Annotated in this window: 26 protein-coding genes; 4 read left to right on the top strand and 22 right to left on the bottom strand. The window is 42.5% G+C overall.

The window, feature by feature from the left end; all coding sequences use genetic code 11:
* Positions 1 to 14: 14 nt before the first annotated feature.
* From LKH74_RS04775 to LKH74_RS04670, 22 genes are all read right to left on the bottom strand, one after another.
* Positions 15 to 857: an aldo/keto reductase gene (locus tag LKH74_RS04775; RefSeq protein ID WP_287788445.1), complete on the bottom strand. Its 843-nt coding sequence runs from the start codon at positions 855 to 857 to the stop codon at positions 15 to 17.
* Between the two features lie 65 nt (positions 858 to 922).
* Complete coding sequence (locus tag LKH74_RS04770; protein WP_287788443.1) at positions 923 to 2,098, bottom strand: MFS transporter; 1,176 nt, start codon at positions 2,096 to 2,098, stop codon at positions 923 to 925.
* Positions 2,099 to 2,179: 81 nt separating this feature from the next.
* Complete coding sequence (locus LKH74_RS04765; protein ID WP_287788441.1) at positions 2,180 to 3,367, bottom strand: MFS transporter; 1,188 nt, start codon at positions 3,365 to 3,367, stop codon at positions 2,180 to 2,182.
* Positions 3,368 to 3,558: 191 nt separating this feature from the next.
* A complete protein-coding gene (locus LKH74_RS04760; protein ID WP_135366917.1) occupies positions 3,559 to 3,987 on the bottom strand; it encodes a EutP/PduV family microcompartment system protein in 429 nt (142 codons plus the stop codon).
* A 155-nt stretch (positions 3,988 to 4,142) separates the two neighbouring features.
* Entirely contained in the window at positions 4,143 to 4,991 is an 849-nt protein-coding gene (eutJ, locus tag LKH74_RS04755) for an ethanolamine utilization protein EutJ (RefSeq protein WP_135366918.1), read from the bottom strand.
* Positions 4,992 to 5,029: 38 nt separating this feature from the next.
* Positions 5,030 to 5,563, bottom strand: a complete 534-nt coding sequence (locus LKH74_RS04750) for an NADPH-dependent FMN reductase (protein WP_135366919.1) — start codon at positions 5,561 to 5,563, stop codon at positions 5,030 to 5,032.
* A gap of 27 nt (positions 5,564 to 5,590) precedes the next feature.
* Positions 5,591 to 6,367, bottom strand: a complete 777-nt coding sequence (locus tag LKH74_RS04745) for a tyrosine-protein phosphatase (RefSeq protein ID WP_287788440.1) — start codon at positions 6,365 to 6,367, stop codon at positions 5,591 to 5,593.
* A gap of 93 nt (positions 6,368 to 6,460) precedes the next feature.
* A complete protein-coding gene (locus LKH74_RS04740) occupies positions 6,461 to 6,805 on the bottom strand; it encodes a BMC domain-containing protein (protein ID WP_287788439.1) in 345 nt (114 codons plus the stop codon).
* An 18-nt stretch (positions 6,806 to 6,823) separates the two neighbouring features.
* Positions 6,824 to 7,051 carry a hypothetical protein gene (locus LKH74_RS04735; RefSeq protein ID WP_135366922.1) on the bottom strand — a complete coding sequence of 76 codons (228 nt, stop codon included), beginning with the start codon at positions 7,049 to 7,051 and terminating at the stop codon, positions 6,824 to 6,826.
* Positions 7,052 to 7,055: 4 nt separating this feature from the next.
* On the bottom strand, positions 7,056 to 7,526 hold the full coding sequence (locus LKH74_RS04730; RefSeq protein WP_135366923.1) for a GlcG/HbpS family heme-binding protein: 471 nt from the start codon (positions 7,524 to 7,526) through the stop codon (positions 7,056 to 7,058).
* Between the two features lies 1 nt (position 7,527).
* Positions 7,528 to 8,106 (bottom strand): cob(I)yrinic acid a,c-diamide adenosyltransferase, encoded by a 579-nt coding sequence (locus LKH74_RS04725; protein WP_287788438.1) that lies wholly within the window; start codon positions 8,104 to 8,106, stop codon positions 7,528 to 7,530.
* Positions 8,107 to 8,131: 25 nt separating this feature from the next.
* Positions 8,132 to 8,401 carry a EutN/CcmL family microcompartment protein gene (locus tag LKH74_RS04720; RefSeq protein ID WP_135366925.1) on the bottom strand — a complete coding sequence of 90 codons (270 nt, stop codon included), beginning with the start codon at positions 8,399 to 8,401 and terminating at the stop codon, positions 8,132 to 8,134.
* The gene (gene pduM, locus LKH74_RS04715; protein WP_135366926.1) at positions 8,389 to 8,892 is read right to left on the bottom strand and encodes a PduM family microcompartment protein; all 504 of its coding nucleotides are present in this window, start codon (positions 8,890 to 8,892) and stop codon (positions 8,389 to 8,391) included. The genes LKH74_RS04720 and pduM overlap by 13 nt, the downstream gene beginning before the upstream one ends.
* A 37-nt stretch (positions 8,893 to 8,929) precedes the next feature.
* Complete coding sequence (locus tag LKH74_RS04710; RefSeq protein ID WP_135366927.1) at positions 8,930 to 9,220, bottom strand: BMC domain-containing protein; 291 nt, start codon at positions 9,218 to 9,220, stop codon at positions 8,930 to 8,932.
* Positions 9,221 to 9,258: 38 nt separating this feature from the next.
* Positions 9,259 to 9,789 (bottom strand): BMC domain-containing protein, encoded by a 531-nt coding sequence (locus LKH74_RS04705; RefSeq protein WP_287788436.1) that lies wholly within the window; start codon positions 9,787 to 9,789, stop codon positions 9,259 to 9,261.
* Between the two features lie 14 nt (positions 9,790 to 9,803).
* Positions 9,804 to 10,157: a glycerol dehydratase reactivase beta/small subunit family protein gene (locus LKH74_RS04700; RefSeq protein WP_287788435.1), complete on the bottom strand. Its 354-nt coding sequence runs from the start codon at positions 10,155 to 10,157 to the stop codon at positions 9,804 to 9,806.
* Positions 10,147 to 11,994, bottom strand: coding sequence for a diol dehydratase reactivase subunit alpha (locus LKH74_RS04695; RefSeq protein WP_287788434.1), 1,848 nt, complete (start codon positions 11,992 to 11,994; stop codon positions 10,147 to 10,149). The genes LKH74_RS04700 and LKH74_RS04695 overlap by 11 nt, the downstream gene beginning before the upstream one ends.
* Before the next feature lie 26 nt (positions 11,995 to 12,020).
* Complete coding sequence (locus LKH74_RS04690; protein ID WP_135366930.1) at positions 12,021 to 12,527, bottom strand: diol dehydratase small subunit; 507 nt, start codon at positions 12,525 to 12,527, stop codon at positions 12,021 to 12,023.
* Between the two features lie 12 nt (positions 12,528 to 12,539).
* Complete coding sequence (locus LKH74_RS04685; RefSeq protein WP_135366931.1) at positions 12,540 to 13,238, bottom strand: propanediol/glycerol family dehydratase medium subunit; 699 nt, start codon at positions 13,236 to 13,238, stop codon at positions 12,540 to 12,542.
* A 17-nt stretch (positions 13,239 to 13,255) separates the two neighbouring features.
* A complete protein-coding gene (locus tag LKH74_RS04680; RefSeq protein WP_135366932.1) occupies positions 13,256 to 14,932 on the bottom strand; it encodes a propanediol/glycerol family dehydratase large subunit in 1,677 nt (558 codons plus the stop codon).
* A gap of 27 nt (positions 14,933 to 14,959) precedes the next feature.
* The gene (pduB, locus tag LKH74_RS04675; protein ID WP_135366933.1) at positions 14,960 to 15,676 is read right to left on the bottom strand and encodes a propanediol utilization microcompartment protein PduB; all 717 of its coding nucleotides are present in this window, start codon (positions 15,674 to 15,676) and stop codon (positions 14,960 to 14,962) included.
* A 118-nt stretch (positions 15,677 to 15,794) separates the two neighbouring features.
* Positions 15,795 to 16,073 (bottom strand): BMC domain-containing protein, encoded by a 279-nt coding sequence (locus LKH74_RS04670; RefSeq protein ID WP_135366934.1) that lies wholly within the window; start codon positions 16,071 to 16,073, stop codon positions 15,795 to 15,797.
* 222 nt (positions 16,074 to 16,295) lie between these two features.
* On the opposite strand from LKH74_RS04670, the gene LKH74_RS04665 reads away from it, so the two are divergent.
* The 4 genes from LKH74_RS04665 (at position 16,296) to LKH74_RS04650 (ending at position 21,163) form a co-directional block, all read left to right on the top strand.
* Positions 16,296 to 17,360 (top strand): helix-turn-helix domain-containing protein, encoded by a 1,065-nt coding sequence (locus LKH74_RS04665; RefSeq protein ID WP_287788431.1) that lies wholly within the window; start codon positions 16,296 to 16,298, stop codon positions 17,358 to 17,360.
* Positions 17,361 to 17,691: 331 nt separating this feature from the next.
* A complete protein-coding gene (locus tag LKH74_RS04660; RefSeq protein ID WP_135366936.1) occupies positions 17,692 to 18,450 on the top strand; it encodes a glucose 1-dehydrogenase in 759 nt (252 codons plus the stop codon).
* 170 nt (positions 18,451 to 18,620) lie between these two features.
* Positions 18,621 to 19,727, top strand: coding sequence for a D-2-hydroxyacid dehydrogenase (locus tag LKH74_RS04655; protein ID WP_135366937.1), 1,107 nt, complete (start codon positions 18,621 to 18,623; stop codon positions 19,725 to 19,727).
* 344 nt (positions 19,728 to 20,071) lie between these two features.
* Positions 20,072 to 21,163 (top strand): helix-turn-helix domain-containing protein, encoded by a 1,092-nt coding sequence (locus LKH74_RS04650; RefSeq protein WP_287788427.1) that lies wholly within the window; start codon positions 20,072 to 20,074, stop codon positions 21,161 to 21,163.
* Positions 21,164 to 21,173: the final 10 nt, after the last annotated feature.

Below are 21,173 nucleotides of genomic sequence, written 5' to 3'. Positions count from 1 at the left end.
ACTCCCAGTGCCAGTTAATCAAATTCTTCATAGGTGTTGGGGTCTTGGCCTTCCAACCGACCATCGGGCCGATTCAAGCCATCGATGGCGGCCACCTCATCCGGCGTCAGTGCAAAATCAAAGAGTGACAAATTGGTGCGTTGATGGTTCAGATTGCGGGCCTTGGGAATCGGCACGATGCCGCGCTGAACGTGCCAGCGTAAGATGATCTGACCGACATTTTTGTCGTATTTCTGAGCCAACTGTTGAATCAATGGTTCTTGGAGTGCGGCACTACCGCGTCCCAGTGGGCTCCAAGCTGAAGTCACAATGCCGCGTTGTTGGTCAGCGGCGACCATGGCTTTTTGGACCCAGTAGGGATGGATTTCGATTTGATTGACCGCTGGCGTCACGCCGGTTTCGTTGATGAGCCGGTCTAAATGCGCCGGTTCAAAATTCGACACGCCAATCGAGCGGATCAATCCCCGTTGCCGGGCGTCGATCATGGCCTGCCAGGCTTCGACGTAGTGGTCCCGCTTGGGCAATGGCCAGTGAATCAAGTAGAGATCCAGGTAGTCCAGTCCCAGGCGGTAAAGCGATTCTTGAATCGCCATGGTCGCATCGGCGTATTGATGGTACTTTCCCGGCAGTTTGGACGTCACAAAGAACTCGGCACGGGGAATCCCCGAACGCCGAATCGCTTCACCCACGGCGCCTTCATTGTCATAGTTGGTCGCCGTGTCCAGGCTGCGGTAGCCATCGTGAATGGCCGCTAGGATCTGATTGACGCCTTGGCCGCCCCGGACCTGAAAAGTACCCAGACCGATGGCTGGCATTTGGTAACCATCATTTAAGGTCACGTTTGGAATTGTTGTCATTAGAAAGCCTCCTCGAGCTTAACAGCTGATAGTCCCAGCTTACCGCAACCGATTCGAGATGTGAATTATGCTGTCTGCCGATGGTGTTTGATCACCCGGTTCAAACCGATAGCCAAGACCAGCGAGATGGCCGCATATCCGGCGGCTCCCCAGCTAATGTGCTTGAGGCCGACCGTTCCCAACATCCCTGAAGCCGTCGCGGACCCCAGAGAGATCCCAAAGTTAAAGAAAATCGAGTTCAGCGACGAGGCCAAGACCGTGGATTGCGGATAGTCCGCCTCGGCAATATTTAGAAAATGAATCTGAATTGGTGAGTTTAAGATGGTCACAATCAGGCTCAAGACCAGTAGCATCGCCAATCCAAGCACCTTGCTGGAGAGGCCCCACGGCAGCAAGGCCAGTAAGATGACGTCGGCAATGTAAAACCGCGGCATGACCCGTAGCCCGCTGCGTTCGGCCAGCATCCCCGAGAACCGATTGCTCAAGATGCTCATGATCCCAATCAGGAACAGCAGCCAATTTAAACTGGTCGTGCTAAAGCCCAGGGCGGTGGTCAGCAGCGGTCGAATGTAGGTGTAGTACGCATACATAGTGGCCGCGGTAAATAGCACCAGGGCAATGCCCACGATAACGCGCCGGTCCTTCAACAAGACCAACTGGTTTTTCACGCTCCCCTGCACCTGTTCGACCTGACGCGGCAGCAACCAACCCAGTAAGACACACGTGATGGCACTGATGACGGAGATCAGGTAAAAGGCGTCGTGCCAGCTGTAACTGGTACTGATGGCCGTCCCAATCGGCACCCCGAAGACGGAGGCGATGCTGAATCCGGCAAAAATCCAAGACACCAAGCCGGCCCGCTTCTCCCGTGGGGCAATGGTACTGGCAAAGGTCATGATCAACGAGATAATGGCGCCAGCGACCACAGCCGTGATGATCCGCGAGACCAGCAAGATTGGAAAGCTCATGGCCAACCCACTGAGCGTGTTGCCAACCAGGAAGATGCCCATCAGGGTCATCAGCGTTTTATACCGACTGAACCGGTTGGTCAAAATCGTGATAAACGGCGTGCTAACGGCATAGACCGTGGCAAAGATGGTCACCAGATACCCGACCGTTGCCACGGGGATCCGAAATTCTTGGGCGATATCAGACAAGACTCCGACGACGATAAATTCATTGCACCCTAACATAAACGCCACTAGGACAAACACGATGGCTTGCCAACGATACTTGTTCATAACTGTTTTCCTCTGTTTTTCGTAGATTAGTTATAGATTACCTGGTTTCGCACTAAACCGGGTACGAAATGACTCGTAAATTTAGCGTACGGTCGCACTGGTCGCCCGGTGCCGAGCAACCACGTGGTTCAACCAGACGGCCACTACTAGCGACAGCCCGGCAAACGCAGCCCCGCCCAGACCTAATCGGTTAAGCCCGCCGTGCGTCAACACGAGGGATGCCGTGGCGGACCCGATCGAAATGCCAATGTTGAAGAAGATGGCGTTTAACGACGAGGCCAGCAAGGTTGCCTGCGGATAGTCCGCCTCGGCGACGTCTAAGAAATGGAGCTGAATCGGTGAGTTGACCACTGAGATAATCAGCATCAGCACCAAAAAGACGCCGAACCCGGTGATGGGATTTTTCATAGCCACTGGCAACAGTAGCAATAAGAGCATATCGACGACGTAAAACCGCGGCATGGTCTTCAACCCGTTCCGTTCCGCCACTGTCCCGGATAACCGATTGCCCAGGATACTCATGATTCCCAACACAAACAGTAACCAGTTCAACGCGGTGGTGCTAAAGCCTAGTCCGGTAGTCAACAACGGCCGAATGTACGTATAGTAGGCGTATAGGGCCGCCGCGGAAAAGAGAATCAACACTGCGCCCAAGTAGACGCGCTTATCCGTCAGCAACACCAGTTGGTCCTTGATGCCCCCGGGCGTCTGCGGTAAATGCCGCGGCAATAGCAGCGCCATCACGATACAAGTCAATAGACTGAGTACGGAGATCAGGTGAAAGGCCACGTGCCAACTGGTCGCCGTACTGATGGCCGTCCCCACTGGCACGCCGACGACCGAAGCGATGCTAAAGCCGGCCGCAATCCAAGAGATCAACATCGCCCGCTTGTGGCGAGGAGCAATGTCGTTGGCAAACAGAATAACCAACGACTCGATGGCCCCGGCAACCGCAGCCGTCATCATTCGTGATACCAGAAACCACCCATAACTCGTGGCAAACCCACTCCAGGTATTGCCAATCAAAAAGATGAGCAGTAAGACCATTAGCGTCTTGTAACGACTAAAACGATTGGCCAAAATCGTGATCAGCGGTGTGCTAATCGCATAAACAATCGCAAAGATGGTTACCAAATACCCCACCGTCGCCACCGTCACTCGCAGTGAGCGCGCGATATCTGAAATCACACCCACTACCATAAATTCATTACACCCCAACATAAACGTCACCAGCACTAGGGCACTGGCTTGCCACCGGTATTTCGTCATGGCTGGACCTCCTGTATCGTAAATTGTTGATACTCCCTAGTTTAGCTAACTTTGGATAAGATAAAAAGAGTCTGGGTCTAAAACTTCCCAAACTCTTGCGCGATAACTTTAAGAAACCGAAAGATGAGTCAAAAATATTCAGATCTATTCCCTCAACTCTAGCTTCACATTTGAAGTATTACCAATATATATCAGTCATTTAAAAGCAGTTGGAGATCCTCAGTATTATCCCCATATAGGGCTGACACTTCAAATATCTGTTTGGCACCTGCCCGCTCAAGCTGTTCTCTGGCCAAATTGATGTCGTCATGATTAGCCACATCAATTTTTGTTACAACACCTATCACTGGCTTACTAAACATTGTACTAAAGGCTTCCGGGAAAACAAGTCGCTTATCTATTGCGCTTTGGAGTATCACAACTAAGTCAACATCCATTGCTGTTGTTGCCAAGCTTGTATACATACGCCGATGCTCTATATACTCACCCGGCGTATCGATAATATTCTGATAGAACTCAATGGATTGTGTCTTATTATAGTGGATAGCCATCCCCTTTAACCGTTGCAGCAAGGTCGTTTTTCCACATCCAATCGCCCCAATAAACATTGATCGCCGCATTCTCAAATCTCCTTCACCTGCTGGATCCTCATATTTTCACGATATGCTTTTAGCAAAATAGTATTCAATTATTTAAACAAATCAGTGTACCTTTCAATGCCAAATTAAAATAGCTAAAATAAAACCGCAAATAAAAACTCATATTTTCAGTTATTTTATTCATGATCTTGCATAGCGATACCGATTGGTGTCACAAACTGCGGATAATCTGGTTTATACGCCTGTACGCCTAAAGCAGAACTAAACGTATCAATGAATTTTTTGAAATTGATAGCCCCGCCAACTACAATAACGGGTTCTTGAATTTTATCCGTAGTAATTGATCTAGTAATCGCTGCCATTTTCTCAACCACAGGTCTAATAACCGCAAATACATCATTTTCCTGAGCAGCATTTCGCTTTGCCTTTTCTGCAGTCTCCATATCCCAATGATAATGCCCTGCTAGTACCAATGACATATGAAATCCACCTGTAGCCTCGTCACTCACTTGTACTAATTTCTGATTTTTAAATACGCTGACACCTGTGGTTCCTCCACCGATATCAACTACTGTTCCGTTCTGAACTTGAAGAAAATACGCAGCAGCTGTTGGCTCATCAATTACTGATCTGCAAACAAAGCCAGCTGACTCGATAACATTGCTTACAATTTTTGCACTACCTGCACCTGTTCCAGGTGGGATCGCTCCACAAGCCGTGGTCAATCGAGTTCCTAAAACATCTTCTGCCCGATCCTTCAACTTGGTTAGAATTCGGACTGAATCTATAAAATTCACTACTAGCCCATCTCTAACTGCATGATCATATTCAAAATTTCCATAGAGGACGTGATTCTTTCCATCCAGCACTATAAGTACGATACTTGACGTTCCAAGATCAATACCCACTCGTAGCTCTTCACCTTTTTGAACTTGCCGAACTGCTTTATTGCCGTTTACAATCTTTGCAAGTTGATTAATCTGCTTATTGGCCCTAACTATTAAATCAAGTTGCGACTGACTCATTTCATCACTCACCTTTACATCTAAATATTATCCTACATTTAAGTTTCTGCAAAATCAGCAAAATTTTTAACTGCACTATCCAACATTGTAGCTACCTGTGAATCTTGTAATTCACCATTATGGTCAAAAATGTCCTGTACCTTACCAATCGCAATCAACTCATTCATCACATTTGCTCCAGCATATCGCAGAAGTTGCTGAATATGGGTATTGGCAACAACGCCTCCACGCTCACCTGACGAATCAGTTATAACTAAAATTGGTTTCTTTTCAATATGCGCCTGTGGCAATGGTACGGATAATACATCAATAGCATTTTTCAATCCCCCAGGAATTGAAAAATTATATTCTGGTGTCACGATGAGCAACGCATCCATTTGATCCACAACGTTTCTGAAGACCTGCCATTCTACTACAGGAACTTGCTCTAAATCTGGATTATAAAGTGGTAAAATATCAAAATTCAGTTGAACCAGATTTAGAAACGACTGTGACCTTTCCAAGTAATTGACAATTCTTTGACTATATGAACGGGTGCTAAGGCTTCCCACGAGCACTCCAATATTAGCCATAATCAAACACTTCCCGTCTTGTATCGGCTACGCCAAGAATCGATCCTTAAATAACTGAACTTCCTCATCATGAAGATTTAATTGATTATGAAAGTAATGATCAAAACCACCATAGTCTTGCTTAATTTGCATGAGCACCTGATTAAAATAATCTTCTCGCACACTCGAAACGTCAAATATACTTTGTAAAAAAGCATCTTGTGTATTAATCATTCTAGCTTCAACTAGCCGTTCATTAATCCTTCGTGATAAAAAATAATTGCTTAACAAATAATCCTGCTTAATTACGTTTATTGGTATATCTAATAACTTTAAAAGTAATATGGTAATGATTCCCGTTCTATCTTTCCCAGTAGAACAATGAAATAGTACACCACCAGCCGGAGACTCAAGTAAAGCATCGAAGAATTGACGATACGCGTGTTGCGCCTCACCACTACAAATTAGCTTTTGATACCCCTTCATCATCTGTCTAAAACCAGTTAACCGTTCAGCCAACGGCCCTTTCAGCTCACTGAATTTGGTTTCACCATCCGTTAAGTTTTGTCTTGAGAGTGGAATTTTCAAATACACAATCCGACAATCCAATTGGTCAGGATAAAGCGTTACTTCTCGTGGAGACCTCAGATCAATCACCGTTCTTATACCATAATCATAGAGTTCTTTCTGATCTACGGCATTTAATTCGGTTAAGTAACCAGAACGGACTAATTTTCCATACTTAATTGAGGCACCACCAAGAGCGTTATAACCACCTAAATCACGGCAATTAAAACCATGTTTTAGTCTGATTTCCTTAACCATTATTTGTCCCCTCCAAAATAATTTCCAAGGCAAGACTTTTGTTTCACCAAGCAACAAGAAAAGGGCCACGGCCTAACGCTGTGGCCCTAAATCTTATGTCCTTGTAATCTTAGGAATGTCAAACCCTAACAAATCATGTAATTTAGCAATCACTGCATTCAAGGCTGATTCAACCTCAGATACCTCGCCAACAATTACAACGGAGCCACTAAAACGATCGATAAATCCCAACTTAACAGAACTAGACTTAGTCGCAATGTCGCCTGCAATTATCGCTGCTTCACTGGGCGTAATTGTTAGAATTCCTAATGCATTTTTAGGCGTTTGAATCCCTAGCTTTTCATAAATATCCGGTGTTGGGTTCGCAACGATGTGTGCTAACGTCACTTGTTTACCGGGAACATATTCTTGAATTGTTCGCTCAATATTACGTCCCATAAAACATCCCTCACAGACTTAGACTAGTTTTTCAACCTCATGCTTGATATTTTCTAACAAAGGAGAATTATCAACATCAGCTGATTCCCCCTGGATCTTTGCTCGCACAGAATCACGCACATCTTTTAATAAGGGCGACATTTCGTCTCTATGCATACTATTAGTAGCATGATTAACGCTTTCGGTAGCACCAACCTCTTGTGCTAACACATTACGAATAATCGATTCAATCTTTCCTTGATCCATAAGTCTAATCACTCTCTTTCATAAATGCATTAACTGCCGCTTCACAAATGGCCTGATCTTCTGCAACAGCACCACCACTAACGCCAATGGCCCCGATAATATGACCATCCACTTCCAATGGTATTCCCCCACCAAAAGTGGCTAATTGGCCACCCATCATTGTTTCAATTTGATATAATTCTGCACCTGGTTGCACCAGCTTGGACAACTGAATGGTCGGTTGCTTCATTGCAAGAGCACTCCAAGCCTTTTTTGGCGCCAATGTACTACTAACCAAGTTTGCCGATGGCATGTGATAACTCATTTGAACAACTTGGTCTTCACGCATAATAACTATTGTGACACCAATACCAAATGACTTAGCGGTTTGCACAGCGGAATGAATGACACGTTCCATTCTATCTAAAGAAAAGTAACTAGTTTGCTGCTTTTCGATAACGCTCTTAACTACATGTTTCAACTGTTCTTCGTTCATATTAATGGCCATCCTTAACTCTTGAATAAAACTCAACGACTTGCTTCGTCACACGGTCAACCAAATCTTCATAGTCTTCCGAGCGAGCCATAATATACAAAAAGTCTGACAGTCTATTAATATATCTCTCTAACTCGGGACGAAATTGAACACCTTTTGATAATTTCACAAATGAACGTTCAGCCCGACGACAGATAGTTCGACAAACATGAAGCTGAGCACCAGCTACACTTGTTCCTGGTAAAATAAAGCTATGCAACTCTGGCAATTCTTTAGTATAGCTATCAATCACCGATTCTAGCATATGCGTATCATCATCAGTTATGAACTGACTCTGTTTTAAAAATTGCTCAGAATTCTGCGTTGCAATTTCACCTTGCAGGTAAAACATGCGATATTCGACAGCATGTAAAATTTTTTGATTCCTATCGCTTTTACAAAACTTATCTGCCAAACTAATATTGGCATTCAATTCATCAAACGTTCCATAGGTTGCGACACGAACAGAATCTTTTTCAACTCTCAATCCATCAAACAGGCTTGTCTTACCCTTATCACCGCCTTTAGTATAAATAGCCACTAGGATCATACCTCCTCAGACCACACTACTTATCAAATCGATCAATAATCCCCACAATTGTACAATCATTTACGTCCGCCGACTCATTTCCAGATTCACCGTCAGCTCGCCTAGCACCGGCACCTCTAACAACCAACACATTATCACCAATACCTGCATTAACTGTATCAGCAGCCACTTGCTCGAAACGGATTTCTTTCTGGTCTGAGTCAATTGGACGAACAATCATCAATTTTTTTCCAACCAACGATGAATCCTTTTGAGTTGAAACTACGCTACCAATTACTCTAGCCATATACAATTTTCTTCAGTCCTAACCTTTATTTTGATGTTTTTCCGGTCACAGATTTCTAAGCCCTCATCCGTTAATACTTGTCCTATTGTTTTAATAAGTACAGCATTGTCCGGCAAAACCGCAATTTCTCTTCTTGAGATAATCTTGTGATAGTCACTCACAACCAGTGAATTATGACCAACAATAAAATTGACCGGCCAGTCTAAGATCATTGTACGTGGAATGAAATTAACGATGCGTTCATTCACATTTAAGTAAAATTGAACATCATAATTGAGACCACTTAATATCCAAGACACCAGAGCATCATTAGACCGCAGGGAATATAAATTCTTAATCAACTGCACAGAAACATCATCAATAATGATACAACCGTAATCGATAAATAATTGCTTATCTAATGGAGATGGCAAGCTGTTGAGAGAAAGAACTTTATTGGATGCCTGTCTTTTCCTCAGCTTTGCAATAACCTTTTGGATCAAGTCATCCATAACCCCACCCCCAGTTCATCAAGAATTAATTATGCGTTTACTCTGCAGTGGTACCCGATACAGCTGGCAGAATGGTTTCAACCTCACTGTGTGGCCGTGGAATTACATATGAAGATACAACCTCTCCGACCGTTTGTGCTGCTTGAACACCTGCGTCAACCGCCGCTTTAACCGCTCCAACGTCTCCTCTAATCATGACCGTTACTAATCCTGCCCCAATCTTTTCTTGGCCAGTCAGTTCAACATTGGCTGCTTTAACCATTGAATCTGCTGCTTCAATAGAAGGTACTAAGCCTTTAGTTTCAATCATTCCTAAAGCGTTATTCATTTTAAATTCCTCCTAAATTCTTATCAATCTATTTTTTCTTAATCATTGTAATGAATGCACTTATTATGCGGTTCACCTAATTTACGTGGACAATTAGGATCACCACATAAATTACAAGTAACCTGATCATCAGAAACATTCTCAACAGATTTTTCTTCCAATTGTTTTTCTACATCAACACTCGTTTTTGCTACCGAAGTCTGTTGCTCTTCAGAATCTGGACGAGGGCCAAACATCGCTGATCTCTTCATCGTTCCATCCAAATTATATTTTTCTGGATTGAAGTTCTGCGGATCAACATCGGTAGCTCCTGAGCTCCCCAATTGATCTAATCCATCAGTTGGGCTCCCAATAACCAGACCTGCAACATAGCTCTCTGATAAAGTTTGCTTAACTGTTTCAACGGCAACTTTCAAAGCAGCTATATCACCTGTAAATTCTAGCGTAATCCAACCGTTGTCTGCATTGCGAATTCTACTAAGCTTCACATCACTCGTTTTCAGCATACGATCAGCGGCAACAGTTGCGCTAGACAGGCCATTACATTCCACATATCCTAACGCTTCCATAATTTAATCCCCATTCATGACAAATTCTTAAAGGGTATTCCCTTCACTAACCTAGCGGCATTGGCACCAAGCGCTCGGAGCTGTTTGGCGTCTACTACAGTTACATCAAATAACGGTTCTTGTTCAGGCAAATTCTTGTAATGAATGACATAACGTTTATTATCATAGGCAATCCCAACAGATAATCGCGATGCTAATGCTGCTTGGTAAGCTCGTGACACAGTATCTTTGACCGCAATACTTTGCAGTGAGAACGGAATTTGCTCTTCTTCAATACCATTCAGCAACGGTTTCAACCATTCTGTTCCTAAGCCATCTCGGTCAATTGAACCAATAACTATTGTTGGACGTTCGAGATCATTTGCCATACTGCTGCCTTCTTTCTGCTGCATAGCGAAGAACTAGACCAGTAGCAACAGCGTTTCGTGGGCCCATTATTCCTCGAACGTTTCCTCGACCTGATACTAAATTATAATGAGCGAGCTCATCTGTAACAAGCTGAGGAATTTCAAAATCAAGCGCTGATCCGCCCACTATGACGACAAACGGAATATCGCGAATATTTCCAGTAGGACTTACATACTTAAGCGCCCGAATTGCATTAGTCACAAAGACACGCTTTTTCGCACTTTGACGTACCAATTTAATTTTTTCGATACTTGGATTACCCGTTACTGGAACATATCCCTCAGGCTTAATGACAACAACTCTAGCGAACAATTCAGAAGGCAACGGCTTTTCAAAGAACTGAACTGAGCCATCCTCGTGCCGCAATTGAAACAGATTCTCAACTTTAGCCAACGGGTAACGCTTGATATCCTCAGCTAAATGAATATCAGATAATCCTAATTCAGAATTAATAATCATGGTCACCATATCTCCAGCCCCTGCCAGATGAATTGCGATCATTTTATCATCCTTATTAATAATAGATGCATCTGTTGAGCCAGCTCCAAAATCCAAAATGGCAATCGGCTTTGAAGTTCCCGGTGTCGTCAGAGCACCGTGAATCGCTGACTCTACTTCAGCTCCACCTATCTCGACCTTAACGTTGAGTTCTTTTTCAATTAACTTTGCAATCACTTCCATTTGTAAGTGATCAGACTTAACCATTGCTGCGATACCAACGGCGGACTCATTTAAAAATTCTCCAGCCAGTCCTCCCTTAACTTTAACTGGTACTTGCGTGTCAATTGCCAATAGATCTTGAATTGCAACATCCTTATTCTGCTTTCCGGTCAAAGTTGCCATAGTTTGGCGAACTTTTTCTAACATACCACCAATGTTTGTCCCAGATTCACCGGTAATATCTTTAATATGACGAAAATTAGAAATTTTTTTCATAATCGCTTCAGCGCCTCTTGAGACGCCGACTTCTTCTTTTCCATTTTCACCATTTATAACAATATTTCCGGCAGGAATGACTCGTGCCTTCACATCGCCCGCGGGCGTTTTGATGACAACGGCTGACCGATTTCCAATGAGTGCTCGCGAAACTGGAACAATATTTCTAGTTTCCTCTGAGTCCAGCTTGAACAACGTGGCAATTCCGTATGGATTAGCAAGCTGAGAAATAACTTGACCAGGACCGGCGACTTCAACGGCCGCTAGCATATGAACTGGCACCTTGTCAATCAAAGCAACCTCGTCAACGATTGGAATTCTCTTGGTTAAGCGGTTATCAACAAGAACCGCATCATCATTTTGAAGTATTGCCGCAACAACCTTGTACCCAGCAGCAACATATGCATTAATCAACTTTGCACAATTTTCAAAATCGATTTCTTTTGGCACAATAACAATATAGTTTCGATCCTTATCTTGTTCCTTAGCCAATTCTAAAATTGGTATTGTAATACCAGACTGCGTTCCAATGCCACCCGGCGTATCAGGATTATGGCCAATCATGGTGGATTCCGTAACAACTGTCTCAGTAATCGTTTCCATTGCTACATCTCCGATTACTGGAGTAGCCTCGTTAATTCTAATTAAATCAATATCATGAATTGACAAATTAGTTTTATCCAGCACCTGATTAAGTGCATCACGGATACCAACGAGATTTTCCTTAGTACCCTTAATCCCTGTCGTTGCAGCTATACCAGAGCCAATAAAGCTAGCCTCACCACTATCAGAAACACGAGCGAGTGCAACTTCGGTTGATGAATTTCCAATATCAACGCCAATCACATTTTCCATTGCCATCCCTAAACACCCTTTTCGGCTTTCTACTACTTATCTCCTTTGAGCTTCTTACGGCTCTCGTAATACTTTGCAGCTTCCTCAAACCAATTTGCACAAATAGTTGCATCGTATTTCGATCTCAGTTCTTCGGCGATCTCTAATAATTCATCCTTTGTAGAACGATATGGTCGCAAAGCGTTGTACATCTCTAATAAGCGATCATCCGGAATCTTAGTTAGCTCAGCCGCCCGATCAAAATTCATCTGAAGCGTTTTACGTCCAGCATCTCCGGCTACATCACCTTGCATCTTAAGTGCTTCAGCTGTAATCCGTAAATCCTTCCGGTCGATTCGATTATTTTTAATGTCATCCAGAGTTACTTCGCCAAGTGACTTACCAGAAGGCGTCTTGATGATATCGCGGTGTTGTTCATACAACGGATAATCTTCAACACCATACTGCTTTTCGCTATGAGAATCAGTTGTGGTCGTCACACCATCCGACTGATTAACTTGTTTCAAAATACTCTTAACTAAATCGTTAATATCACTCATCAATATCCCTCCTTAAAGTGTGACTTTAATCTCTTCTGCCGACTTACCAGCAACAACCTGGTGGGTCTCACGAATATGTAAGATGGCAGAAATTGCTTGGAAATTAGGTCGCGCCATTTGATCATTTGGCTGAGAAACTGGCTCTGGAGAGTCACCCTTTGCATAACGCGCTGCGTTCTTGCCGATTTGACGGAACATCTTTTCATCAATGACAGGAGCCTCTGGGAATAGTTCCAAATTGTTTAACGCCTCTTGGTCCTTCTGATGAATAATTACCGTCCCTTTTGACTGAATACCAATTGAGATACCAGACCCAGACAAATGATCGGCTTCAACCGCCATAAATGAAACGTCAGACGTATCATAAGCTTTAATCACTCGTGCTTTAAGGCCTTCCTCTTCAATCCCTGCGATCACCTGACGCAAAGCTTCCTTGTGAGAAACTCCCGATTCTGTCTTAGTTAGAACCGTTGCATAGGCTGGAGCCACTGCAATTACAATTTCATCCTTGGAATATCCTGGTTGGGCCAAGCCTACCGGTTGAAACCAGTCAACATTATTTTCTGGAACTGCACTTTCGTTACTAGATGTATTCTCAGCATCCGTCACAGCTGGTGCTTTCTTTTGAAAATCAATAGATTGATCAGTCTGCGTCTGTGATAAAACCTCACGAACAATTTTACGAACTAAATTTTCATCAATATCAGTCATAAAATAACCCTCCTCTCCTACATATCAAAGTGTTCTGGATCGATAACTTGAGGAATATCTGTTACCTTCTTCCATTCATCTGGATCATCATACAACCGATAACCAGTTCCTGGTCCCATGTAGTCATTGCCCTCATTAACAGCAGATTCAACATGCCAGTTTTCATCGAAGATCGCCGAGGTTTGTAAATAATCACCAACCACTTTTTGTTTCTGTAAATTAAGGATAGCCTCAGCGACGTCGTTAACATCACCATCAGCCAATGCTTTAATTACGTCAACAGCAGTAATACCACGGTCCATCATGTCTTGTGCCGCTTTCATATCAGCGACCTTATCACGTTTTGGCATATCTTCATGAACATCCGCATAAGTTGCTGCTTCAACTTCTTCATCAGTAATAGACGGTAATCCTAGTCCCTTAAAGACTACCTGTAAGGCTTTAGCAGCTTTCCGACGTACGTTAATCGCTTCTTCCTCTTTAATGGAATGGATCCCAAATGACTGACCGTAATCCCGTGATAGGAAGTGAATATCATCATAGTCGTAGACATCTTCATTAGATCCAGCAAACGTGTTATCCGGATTAGGTTCTGCACCATAACCAGAGCAAATAAAGTCAGTACCACCAATGAACTGACCCATAAATCTCCAAGTACGACGCATTGAAGAATGTGAAAACGATTGGTCACTACCAGTAGCAGATTCCAGATCATACATCATGCACAATAAGTTTTCACCTAATACTTCGCGCAATCCATTCGGAACAGCGGTAGGGATTGAGATACAACTAAGTGAGCCATTTTGTAATCCCTGAACTCCGGAAGCCTTTGCCAACAAAATACAACGAGCTTCTAGATACAACATCGACTTACCTTCAGGATATCCCATTAATACTTCTGAACCAGAACCAGATGTGAAACGCATCTTAATTCCCCGAGAGGCATAGCAAGATGCCAGGAATCCTTTAGACCAAGGCGTGTCATCCCCATCAGTAAACGAACGATCCGTACCATAAACAGAAATAGTTTCAGCATACGACGTCAATCCACGCATCCCTAATTGTAGCTCCGTAGCTTCATCGACTGAACATTGATGCAAAACACCTGGACGTCCCGTCTGCGATCCAACTAGGACAGAAAGCGCGTTGAAAGGTGCGTCCCGGCTAACAGCAGTCGTCGTTTCCTCTTCAGCAAATCCTCTAAGAGCTGCTTCAGCTGCATCGGCAGCCAATTCAACTGGATTATCAATATAATTAGTGACATGACTTTGGTTAGCAGGTTTTCTCCGCTCACGCATCTTCTTGGCACCCATAATCATCTCGCCAAAATCCAATTGATTAATAACATCTTGGCCCTTGGCCGGCGTCATAGCCGTTGTATATTTCAAAACTTCCTTGTGAGAAATATTAGGATCAATCAACATCTTAGCAATTTTTGTAGAATCCATTGCCATAACCTTTTCAGCATTGGCAATATTGATCCCATAATTTGCGATATACATGTCAATCAGGTCGAAATCCTCACGTTTTTTCCCATCCATTTCGACAATAACCCCATCTTGGACCTTAATACTCGGTTCAGGATCATTGGGGCTCTTCATCGCAACAAAGCCTTCTTCAGGCCATTCCTTAACAATGACATCCTTATTGATCGGCCGCTGTTCAAGCTTTTCGAATCTCTTTTGACGTTTCATTAAGTAATCCTCCTTAGAATAAAGTTTTTACTGAATGTAGGAGGGATAATCATTTACTGGTTTATCTCCCATTTGTCCTAATAACTCTAATCCACGTTCGCGACCGGCGATAATCGCCTGTCGAACGGCACCCGACTCACCGCTAATAGTCAATGTCCCTTCATTAGAGGGGCTACCATTATGACTCGGAGTGGCAACTGAAATAATTTTCACGCCCGCTGTTTTTAATGCTGTATCCGCCATTACGATACCCACAGCAGCAGGACAAGCGTTTAAAATGCCAAACGCTTTTCCTTCTTCAGCACCTAAAGCCTCTACCAAGCATCCGGCTGCTCGTGCGGTATATTGAAGTTCCACATAGCCAGCATCATTACCGTAAACATCACCGAAGTACCGGTGTAAGTTTTTAAATGTAACCTTGATTGCTTCACGAACATCAGATGGATCATAGCCACCAATTACAATCATGCAACCTTGGCCGCCTCCACCTTTAGTATCATTTGTCCATTCAACATCAATACATTCTGTATTTGTTGACTTGATCCCTTCATCCATCGAAAATAGTTGGGGGCCACCACCGGTACGATCACTCACGATACCAATAACTGAATACTTTTTCTTCACATGCATTTTTTCAAGGAGTAGCGGATCCACATTGGGAATGCATAACCCAATCGTATCCCCAGCCTTGTCTGCACCCACAAATTCTGGTGCTACGCTGGTGGAATTCAAAAAGTCAATCATGAGACTGCCTCCTAATAATTTGTAACAGGGAGTTTTCAGACATAACGTTTATTACTAAAAAGGTCCTTATTTGTCCTCCACTCAAACAAAATAAGAACCAATTTCACTAGATCATTCTTTATTCCTTACGTGGAAGAATCTTCTCAACGTCTGTGTGAGGACGTGGAATGACGTAGTTAGAAACAACTTCGCCAACATTTCCTGCTGCCTGAACGCCAGCATCTACAGCAGCCTTCACAGCACCAACATCACCACGAACCATGGCAGTTACAAGACCAGCTCCAATTTTTTGTTGGCCAATTAAACTAACATTTGCTGCTTTGACCATAGCATCCGCTGCTTCGATTGAAGGTACTAAACCTCTTGTTTCAATCATTCCAAGTGCTTCTTGTTCCATAAGGAAACCCTCCTAAAGTCAATACGCTTGAAAGCGCTTACTTTTTTGCTACACGGCTATTATATAACAAGTGATTCAAATTTTCCTGAACAGATTAGGATATATAATATGCAAGTTTACAAATATTCAGCTTAAATTATGACAATTATTTGCTTTAAAATTAAAAATATCTTATTGTGTAGATAGTAACAAAGCTAGTGATCAACGAAAGGAGATTTTCTTATGAATTTAAATTCACAAGAAAAGCAATACACCCAAATAAAACAAATTATATCTTTATTTTTTCAATTAACTAAAATTCGTATTGCTTTTATCGACCCTACGCTTCATGTAATAACCAGCGAGGGCCTTCTCGCTGATCCAACTAACTCAACCAACTACTTTGAAAAGAAAAAGAATTTGATTTTCTTTCCCATCGTGACTAATGATCGACTCAATGGCTTATTCCTTGCTGACAAGAGTGATATTACAGTCAATATGCTATCATTAAATCAAAAATCATTGGAAAGCGTCGCAAATGAGGTTTTGAGCACATATTATCAACGGGTCCTTATACTGTCCCCCCTAACTAAAGATGAAATTAATCAAAATCTACAATTATTTAATCTGCTCATCAACAATTCACATAACGCTACCCCTCTGGTACCGATTAAGAACAGTACATCTCCCATTACTGCCCGAAACAAAGGTGTTAATGACATTGACATTGCCTTAAATTATATAGATCAGAACATCACAAAAAAGCTTACCCTACTCACCGTGGCCAACAATGCTTACCTTTCTCCAGCTTATTTAAGCCGCCTATTCAAGGAAAATTTTAAGATCAATTTCTCTGACTACATTCGACTTAGAAAAATCACCTTAGCTCAAAACAAATTAATGACGACTACGCAATCTATTAATAGCATTGCAAATAACTTAGGATTTTCTAGGGCAAACTATTTTAATAAGGTTTTCAAAGAAACCACAAATCTCACTCCTTTACAATTCCGTAAACACTATAGCGGCTCTAAAAAAATTTACACAATCTATCGTGACTTGACTTGGAACGACAATATTTCTGTCTATGCAGCTTCAAAACGTTTCTTTCAACAGCAAGGAATCGATTTAAAAGAAAAAGATGTTAATGGTCGTCCATGTATTGTCGCGATTGAAGATCTTTCATCACTTGGAAACGCTAGCGGGTGGGTTTTTCTTGTTGATGGTATTCAACCTCCCATCTTCCCAAGTGAACTTTACGTCAAAGATAAAACTGTTATTCAGTGGATTTACATTCATATTTCCTAAATTGTCAGTTAATTGCACATTTTACCCGAATAATTATTCTTTCGGCCTAGTAACGTGAATAAATTCGCTAATTGATTGCAAGCAAATTCCATAACTAACGAAATAAATATCTCTTGCAAGTGAAGTTATGCACCTCAAAAATTTTTGACATTTTAACTTATTACTTTCCCCTTCTCCAAGGCTTTACGCAGTATTCAGGTCAATTTCTATCATAATTTCTTATAGTTACTTTACAGAAATGCCTGACATACCGGAAAAGAAAGCGCTTTACATACGATAATTGCATGCTATATAATACCTTTGTAACAAACTATAGAACGGAGGCTTTATAATGGGACGCTTGCAAGGTAAGGTTGCATTAGTAACCGGTGGTTCAAAGGGTATTGGAAAGGCTATTGTCGAACGCTTTGCTCAAGAAGGCGCAAAGGTTGTCTTCACTGCCATCGAAAAAGAAGCTGGTGACGTACTAGAAAAAGAGTTAATCCCTAATCGTCTAGTATTCATGCAACAAGATGTTTCCAAAAAGGATGACTGGGAACGCATTATCAAAGCTACAATCAATAAATTTGGTAAAATCAATATCATCGTCAATAATGCCGGAATTGGTGTCTTTTCTGATATTGAAAAAATGGATGAAAAGAACTGGAATTCCACGATCGGCGTTAACTTAACAGGTACCATGTGGGGTGTGAAATATGGTATTAAATCCATGAAGAACAACCATGAAAAGAACTCCATTATTAACCTTTGTTCTGTTGAAGGACTGATCGGTGATCCCGATTTACTTGCATATAATGCTTCTAAGGGTGGCGTTCGCCTTTTGACTAAATCGGCTGCTCTGCATTGCGCACGTGAGGGGTATGCTATTCGAATCAATTCGGTTCATCCTGGATACGTAAATACACCATTAGTTGAAAACCTCGAGAAGACTGATCCTAAGGTTAAAGATCATTTAGTTTCACTACATCCAATGGGGCGTCTGGCCGAACCGTCAGAAGTAGCAAACATGGCTCTTTTCTTAGCATCTGATGAATCCTCATTTAGCACTGGGTCAGAGTTCTTAGTTGACGGTGGTTACACGGCACAATAATCGATAATAGCTGTCATTAGAGTAATCTCAGCAAATTTAGAGAATTCCTTTCTTACTTGCTGAATGTCTTGCCCTTACCGATATCTTATTGATTTACAGTTAATATTTATACTTAAAATTGTTCACTTTCGATCCAATATCAAGTGAACAATGGAAATGAGGAATATTTAATGTCAGATATAAATGAAGATCTTATTAGAGAAGTCGTTAAACAAGTCCTTTCTGAATCAAAATCACAGGTTGATGAACCAGAAACTAAAAGCTTTAATTCAAATGGAAAGAAACGAATTTTCGCTTTTAGTATTCGTAAAGATGAAGAACCCTACGTTAAGGAATGGGCAAAGGCTCATCCAGAAATCGAAGTAGGATACACGGATGAATTATTAACAGAAAAAACTGCTAAATATGCTAAAGATGCTAACGGAGTAGTTGTCTATCAACAGCTTTCTTACACTGCTGAGACCCTTCAAGCTTTGGCTGATCTAGGCATTACTAAGATGTCACTTCGTAATGTCGGTGTTGATAATATTGATTTAGATAAGGCAAAGGCACTTGGGTTCGAAATCACCAACGTTCCTGTCTACTCACCAAACGCTATTGCTGAACATGCAGCAATTCAAACAGCTAGAGTTTTACGTCAGACAAAGGTCTTGGATGAAAAAATCGAAAATGGTGATCTTCGCTGGGCGCCAACTATTGGTCGAGAAGTTCGTGATCAAACTGTCGGCGTCATCGGAACGGGACACATTGGTCGTGTCTACATGCAAATCATGGAAGGCTTTGGTGCCAAAGTGATCGCTTTCGATACTTATCAGAATCCGGAATTAAAGCAAAAAGGCTATTACGTTGACACGCTGGATGAGCTCTACGCAAAATCCGATGTTATTTCTCTACATGTCCCTGCCACTAAAGATAACACTCACATGATTAACAGCAATTCCATTAGTAAGATGAAAGATGATGTTGTCTTAGTCAATTGTTCACGTGGTGCTTTAGTTGATACAGATGCTGTTATCAAGGCTTTGGATAGTGGCAAAATCTTCGGTTTTGTTATGGATACTTATGAAGATGAAGTTGGTATCTTCAATGCAGATTGGCGCCACAAAGATTTCCCTGACAAACGTCTAGAAAATTTAATTCACCGGTCTAATGTATTGGTAACACCACATACGGCATTTTACACGACGCATGCTGTACGGAACATGGTACTAAAGGCTTTCGATAATAACTGTAATTTAATCAATAATAAACCAGCTGATACTCCTGTAGCCTACTAAGTACCTTTTGACAGTACTTCATGCGTTACCTGCTGAAATCTCATTTGTTCACCGGAAAGTTTTATCCTCCCTAACCTTGAGATTATTTTGAAATACTGTATTTCATTTCAGATTTCAATATAGAGAGTCAAATCCAAAACATATTGGATTGACTCTCTATTTGTTTCACGTGGCGCTTGAAACTATTCGTATTGGTACTTTTTGCCCACCAATACAAGAAAGTACCAGCATTATTTTGTAAAATCTTGAAATAGTACTATTTTTTCGTTACAATTTGTTTAGATGTTAACGGATACATCGCTGAGTCAATGGGGACTCTACCACTTTACCGAGGAGGGTCTTTTATGCCTAATTTTTCACCAACTCAAGAAAACTATCGTGACCTGGCCCAAGCTTTGGCCAAATTCACCAGTCTTACGCAGATCAAGACCTTGTGCTACGGGTTCAATGGTATTTTACTTAAAAATAATCTGGTTTTTCTAAATGATTCCGCCATCAGAAGTAACCTGGCCGACGAGGATCTGACCAGCTTTGCCCTCTTCCCTATCAGTTGGGAAAACCAGCTCTGGGGACTAATGCTGTGCGATGCCAGCAGCGTGTCTCAAAAACGACTTGAACTGGCACGGACCTACCTCACTGATGTCTTGCATCAGGCGTTTGCTCAAGCGGATGTGCCCATCCAAGTCTGGGAACCACTTAAACCCAATCAAATCAAGCAGTTGAACTACTTTAACCATTTAATGTTTCCGGCCAACAGCCACCCCCGTTCGACCTCGGCCGATTTCACCATGGCCACAGCCATGATCGATGGCCAGCCCATTAGCAATGACGATGCCTACCAAAGCATTAAGTTAGCGGTCGCATACATTCATCAACACATTCAACATGCCCTGTCTCTACATGAAGTCGCGGAGGCCGCCTACCTCTCACCGTCGTATCTGAGTCGCTTGTTCAAAAAATATTTACACGTGAGCTTCGTTGAATACGTCAACAACCAAAAGATTGCCTTGGCGCAAGAACAGTTGGCCCTCACGTTCATTCCCATCAATCAGATTTCTGCTCAATTGGGATTTGCGCAGACCAGCTATTTCACCAAAATATTCAAACGCAAAACGCACTTAACGCCGTCCGAATTTCGGCAGCGCAACCATGCCATTCAAAAGGTTTACACGATTCCCCGTGATCTTGACTGGCAATCCTCTGATTCGGTATACGATGTCACCCGTAATTACTTCAAGCGCCGCGATATTATCTACCGGTCGGACACCGACGATGGTACGACTTACGTGACCCAGATCGGTGACTTAACCGATTCCGCCGGCACTCGTGGTTGGGTGTTTACCGTCGATGGTCAACAGCTCCTCCAATCCGTTGATGAGGTCTCGGTCCAAAATAAATCAGTGATTCAATGGGTCTACATGAACTATGCCCACTAAAATGATTCTA

It is taken from the genome of Levilactobacillus sp., from assembly GCF_022646225.1.
Lineage (GTDB): Bacteria > Bacillota > Bacilli > Lactobacillales > Lactobacillaceae > Levilactobacillus > Levilactobacillus suantsaiihabitans.
This window is presented reverse-complemented; position numbering and strand designations above follow the sequence as displayed.

Coding starts and splice junctions, on each gene's coding strand:
- eutJ (WP_135366918.1), bottom strand. CDS start 4,991: ATGAGTCAGTCGCAACTTGATTTAATAGTTAGGGCCAATAAGCAGATT.
- LKH74_RS04690 (WP_135366930.1), bottom strand. CDS start 12,527: ATGAGTGATATTAACGATTTAGTTAAGAGTATTTTGAAACAAGTTAAT.
- LKH74_RS04745 (WP_287788440.1), bottom strand. CDS start 6,367: ATGGTTAAGGAAATCAGACTAAAACATGGTTTTAATTGCCGTGATTTA.
- LKH74_RS04685 (WP_135366931.1), bottom strand. CDS start 13,238: ATGACTGATATTGATGAAAATTTAGTTCGTAAAATTGTTCGTGAGGTT.
- LKH74_RS04695 (WP_287788434.1), bottom strand. CDS start 11,994: ATGGCAATGGAAAATGTGATTGGCGTTGATATTGGAAATTCATCAACC.
- LKH74_RS04750 (WP_135366919.1), bottom strand. CDS start 5,563: ATGGCTAATATTGGAGTGCTCGTGGGAAGCCTTAGCACCCGTTCATAT.
- LKH74_RS04730 (WP_135366923.1), bottom strand. CDS start 7,526: ATGAACGAAGAACAGTTGAAACATGTAGTTAAGAGCGTTATCGAAAAG.
- LKH74_RS04740 (WP_287788439.1), bottom strand. CDS start 6,805: ATGGGACGTAATATTGAGCGAACAATTCAAGAATATGTTCCCGGTAAA.
- pduB (WP_135366933.1), bottom strand. CDS start 15,676: ATGATTGACTTTTTGAATTCCACCAGCGTAGCACCAGAATTTGTGGGT.
- LKH74_RS04765 (WP_287788441.1), bottom strand. CDS start 3,367: ATGACGAAATACCGGTGGCAAGCCAGTGCCCTAGTGCTGGTGACGTTT.
- LKH74_RS04700 (WP_287788435.1), bottom strand. CDS start 10,157: ATGGCAAATGATCTCGAACGTCCAACAATAGTTATTGGTTCAATTGAC.
- LKH74_RS04655 (WP_135366937.1), top strand. CDS start 18,621: ATGTCAGATATAAATGAAGATCTTATTAGAGAAGTCGTTAAACAAGTC.
- LKH74_RS04720 (WP_135366925.1), bottom strand. CDS start 8,401: ATGGCTAGAGTAATTGGTAGCGTAGTTTCAACTCAAAAGGATTCATCG.
- LKH74_RS04670 (WP_135366934.1), bottom strand. CDS start 16,073: ATGGAACAAGAAGCACTTGGAATGATTGAAACAAGAGGTTTAGTACCT.
- LKH74_RS04770 (WP_287788443.1), bottom strand. CDS start 2,098: ATGAACAAGTATCGTTGGCAAGCCATCGTGTTTGTCCTAGTGGCGTTT.
- LKH74_RS04760 (WP_135366917.1), bottom strand. CDS start 3,987: ATGCGGCGATCAATGTTTATTGGGGCGATTGGATGTGGAAAAACGACC.
- LKH74_RS04710 (WP_135366927.1), bottom strand. CDS start 9,220: ATGAATAACGCTTTAGGAATGATTGAAACTAAAGGCTTAGTACCTTCT.
- LKH74_RS04660 (WP_135366936.1), top strand. CDS start 17,692: ATGGGACGCTTGCAAGGTAAGGTTGCATTAGTAACCGGTGGTTCAAAG.
- LKH74_RS04650 (WP_287788427.1), top strand. CDS start 20,072: ATGCCTAATTTTTCACCAACTCAAGAAAACTATCGTGACCTGGCCCAA.
- LKH74_RS04735 (WP_135366922.1), bottom strand. CDS start 7,051: ATGGATCAAGGAAAGATTGAATCGATTATTCGTAATGTGTTAGCACAA.
- LKH74_RS04680 (WP_135366932.1), bottom strand. CDS start 14,932: ATGAAACGTCAAAAGAGATTCGAAAAGCTTGAACAGCGGCCGATCAAT.
- pduM (WP_135366926.1), bottom strand. CDS start 8,892: ATGGATGACTTGATCCAAAAGGTTATTGCAAAGCTGAGGAAAAGACAG.
- LKH74_RS04705 (WP_287788436.1), bottom strand. CDS start 9,789: ATGGAAGCGTTAGGATATGTGGAATGTAATGGCCTGTCTAGCGCAACT.
- LKH74_RS04665 (WP_287788431.1), top strand. CDS start 16,296: ATGAATTTAAATTCACAAGAAAAGCAATACACCCAAATAAAACAAATT.
- LKH74_RS04775 (WP_287788445.1), bottom strand. CDS start 857: ATGACAACAATTCCAAACGTGACCTTAAATGATGGTTACCAAATGCCA.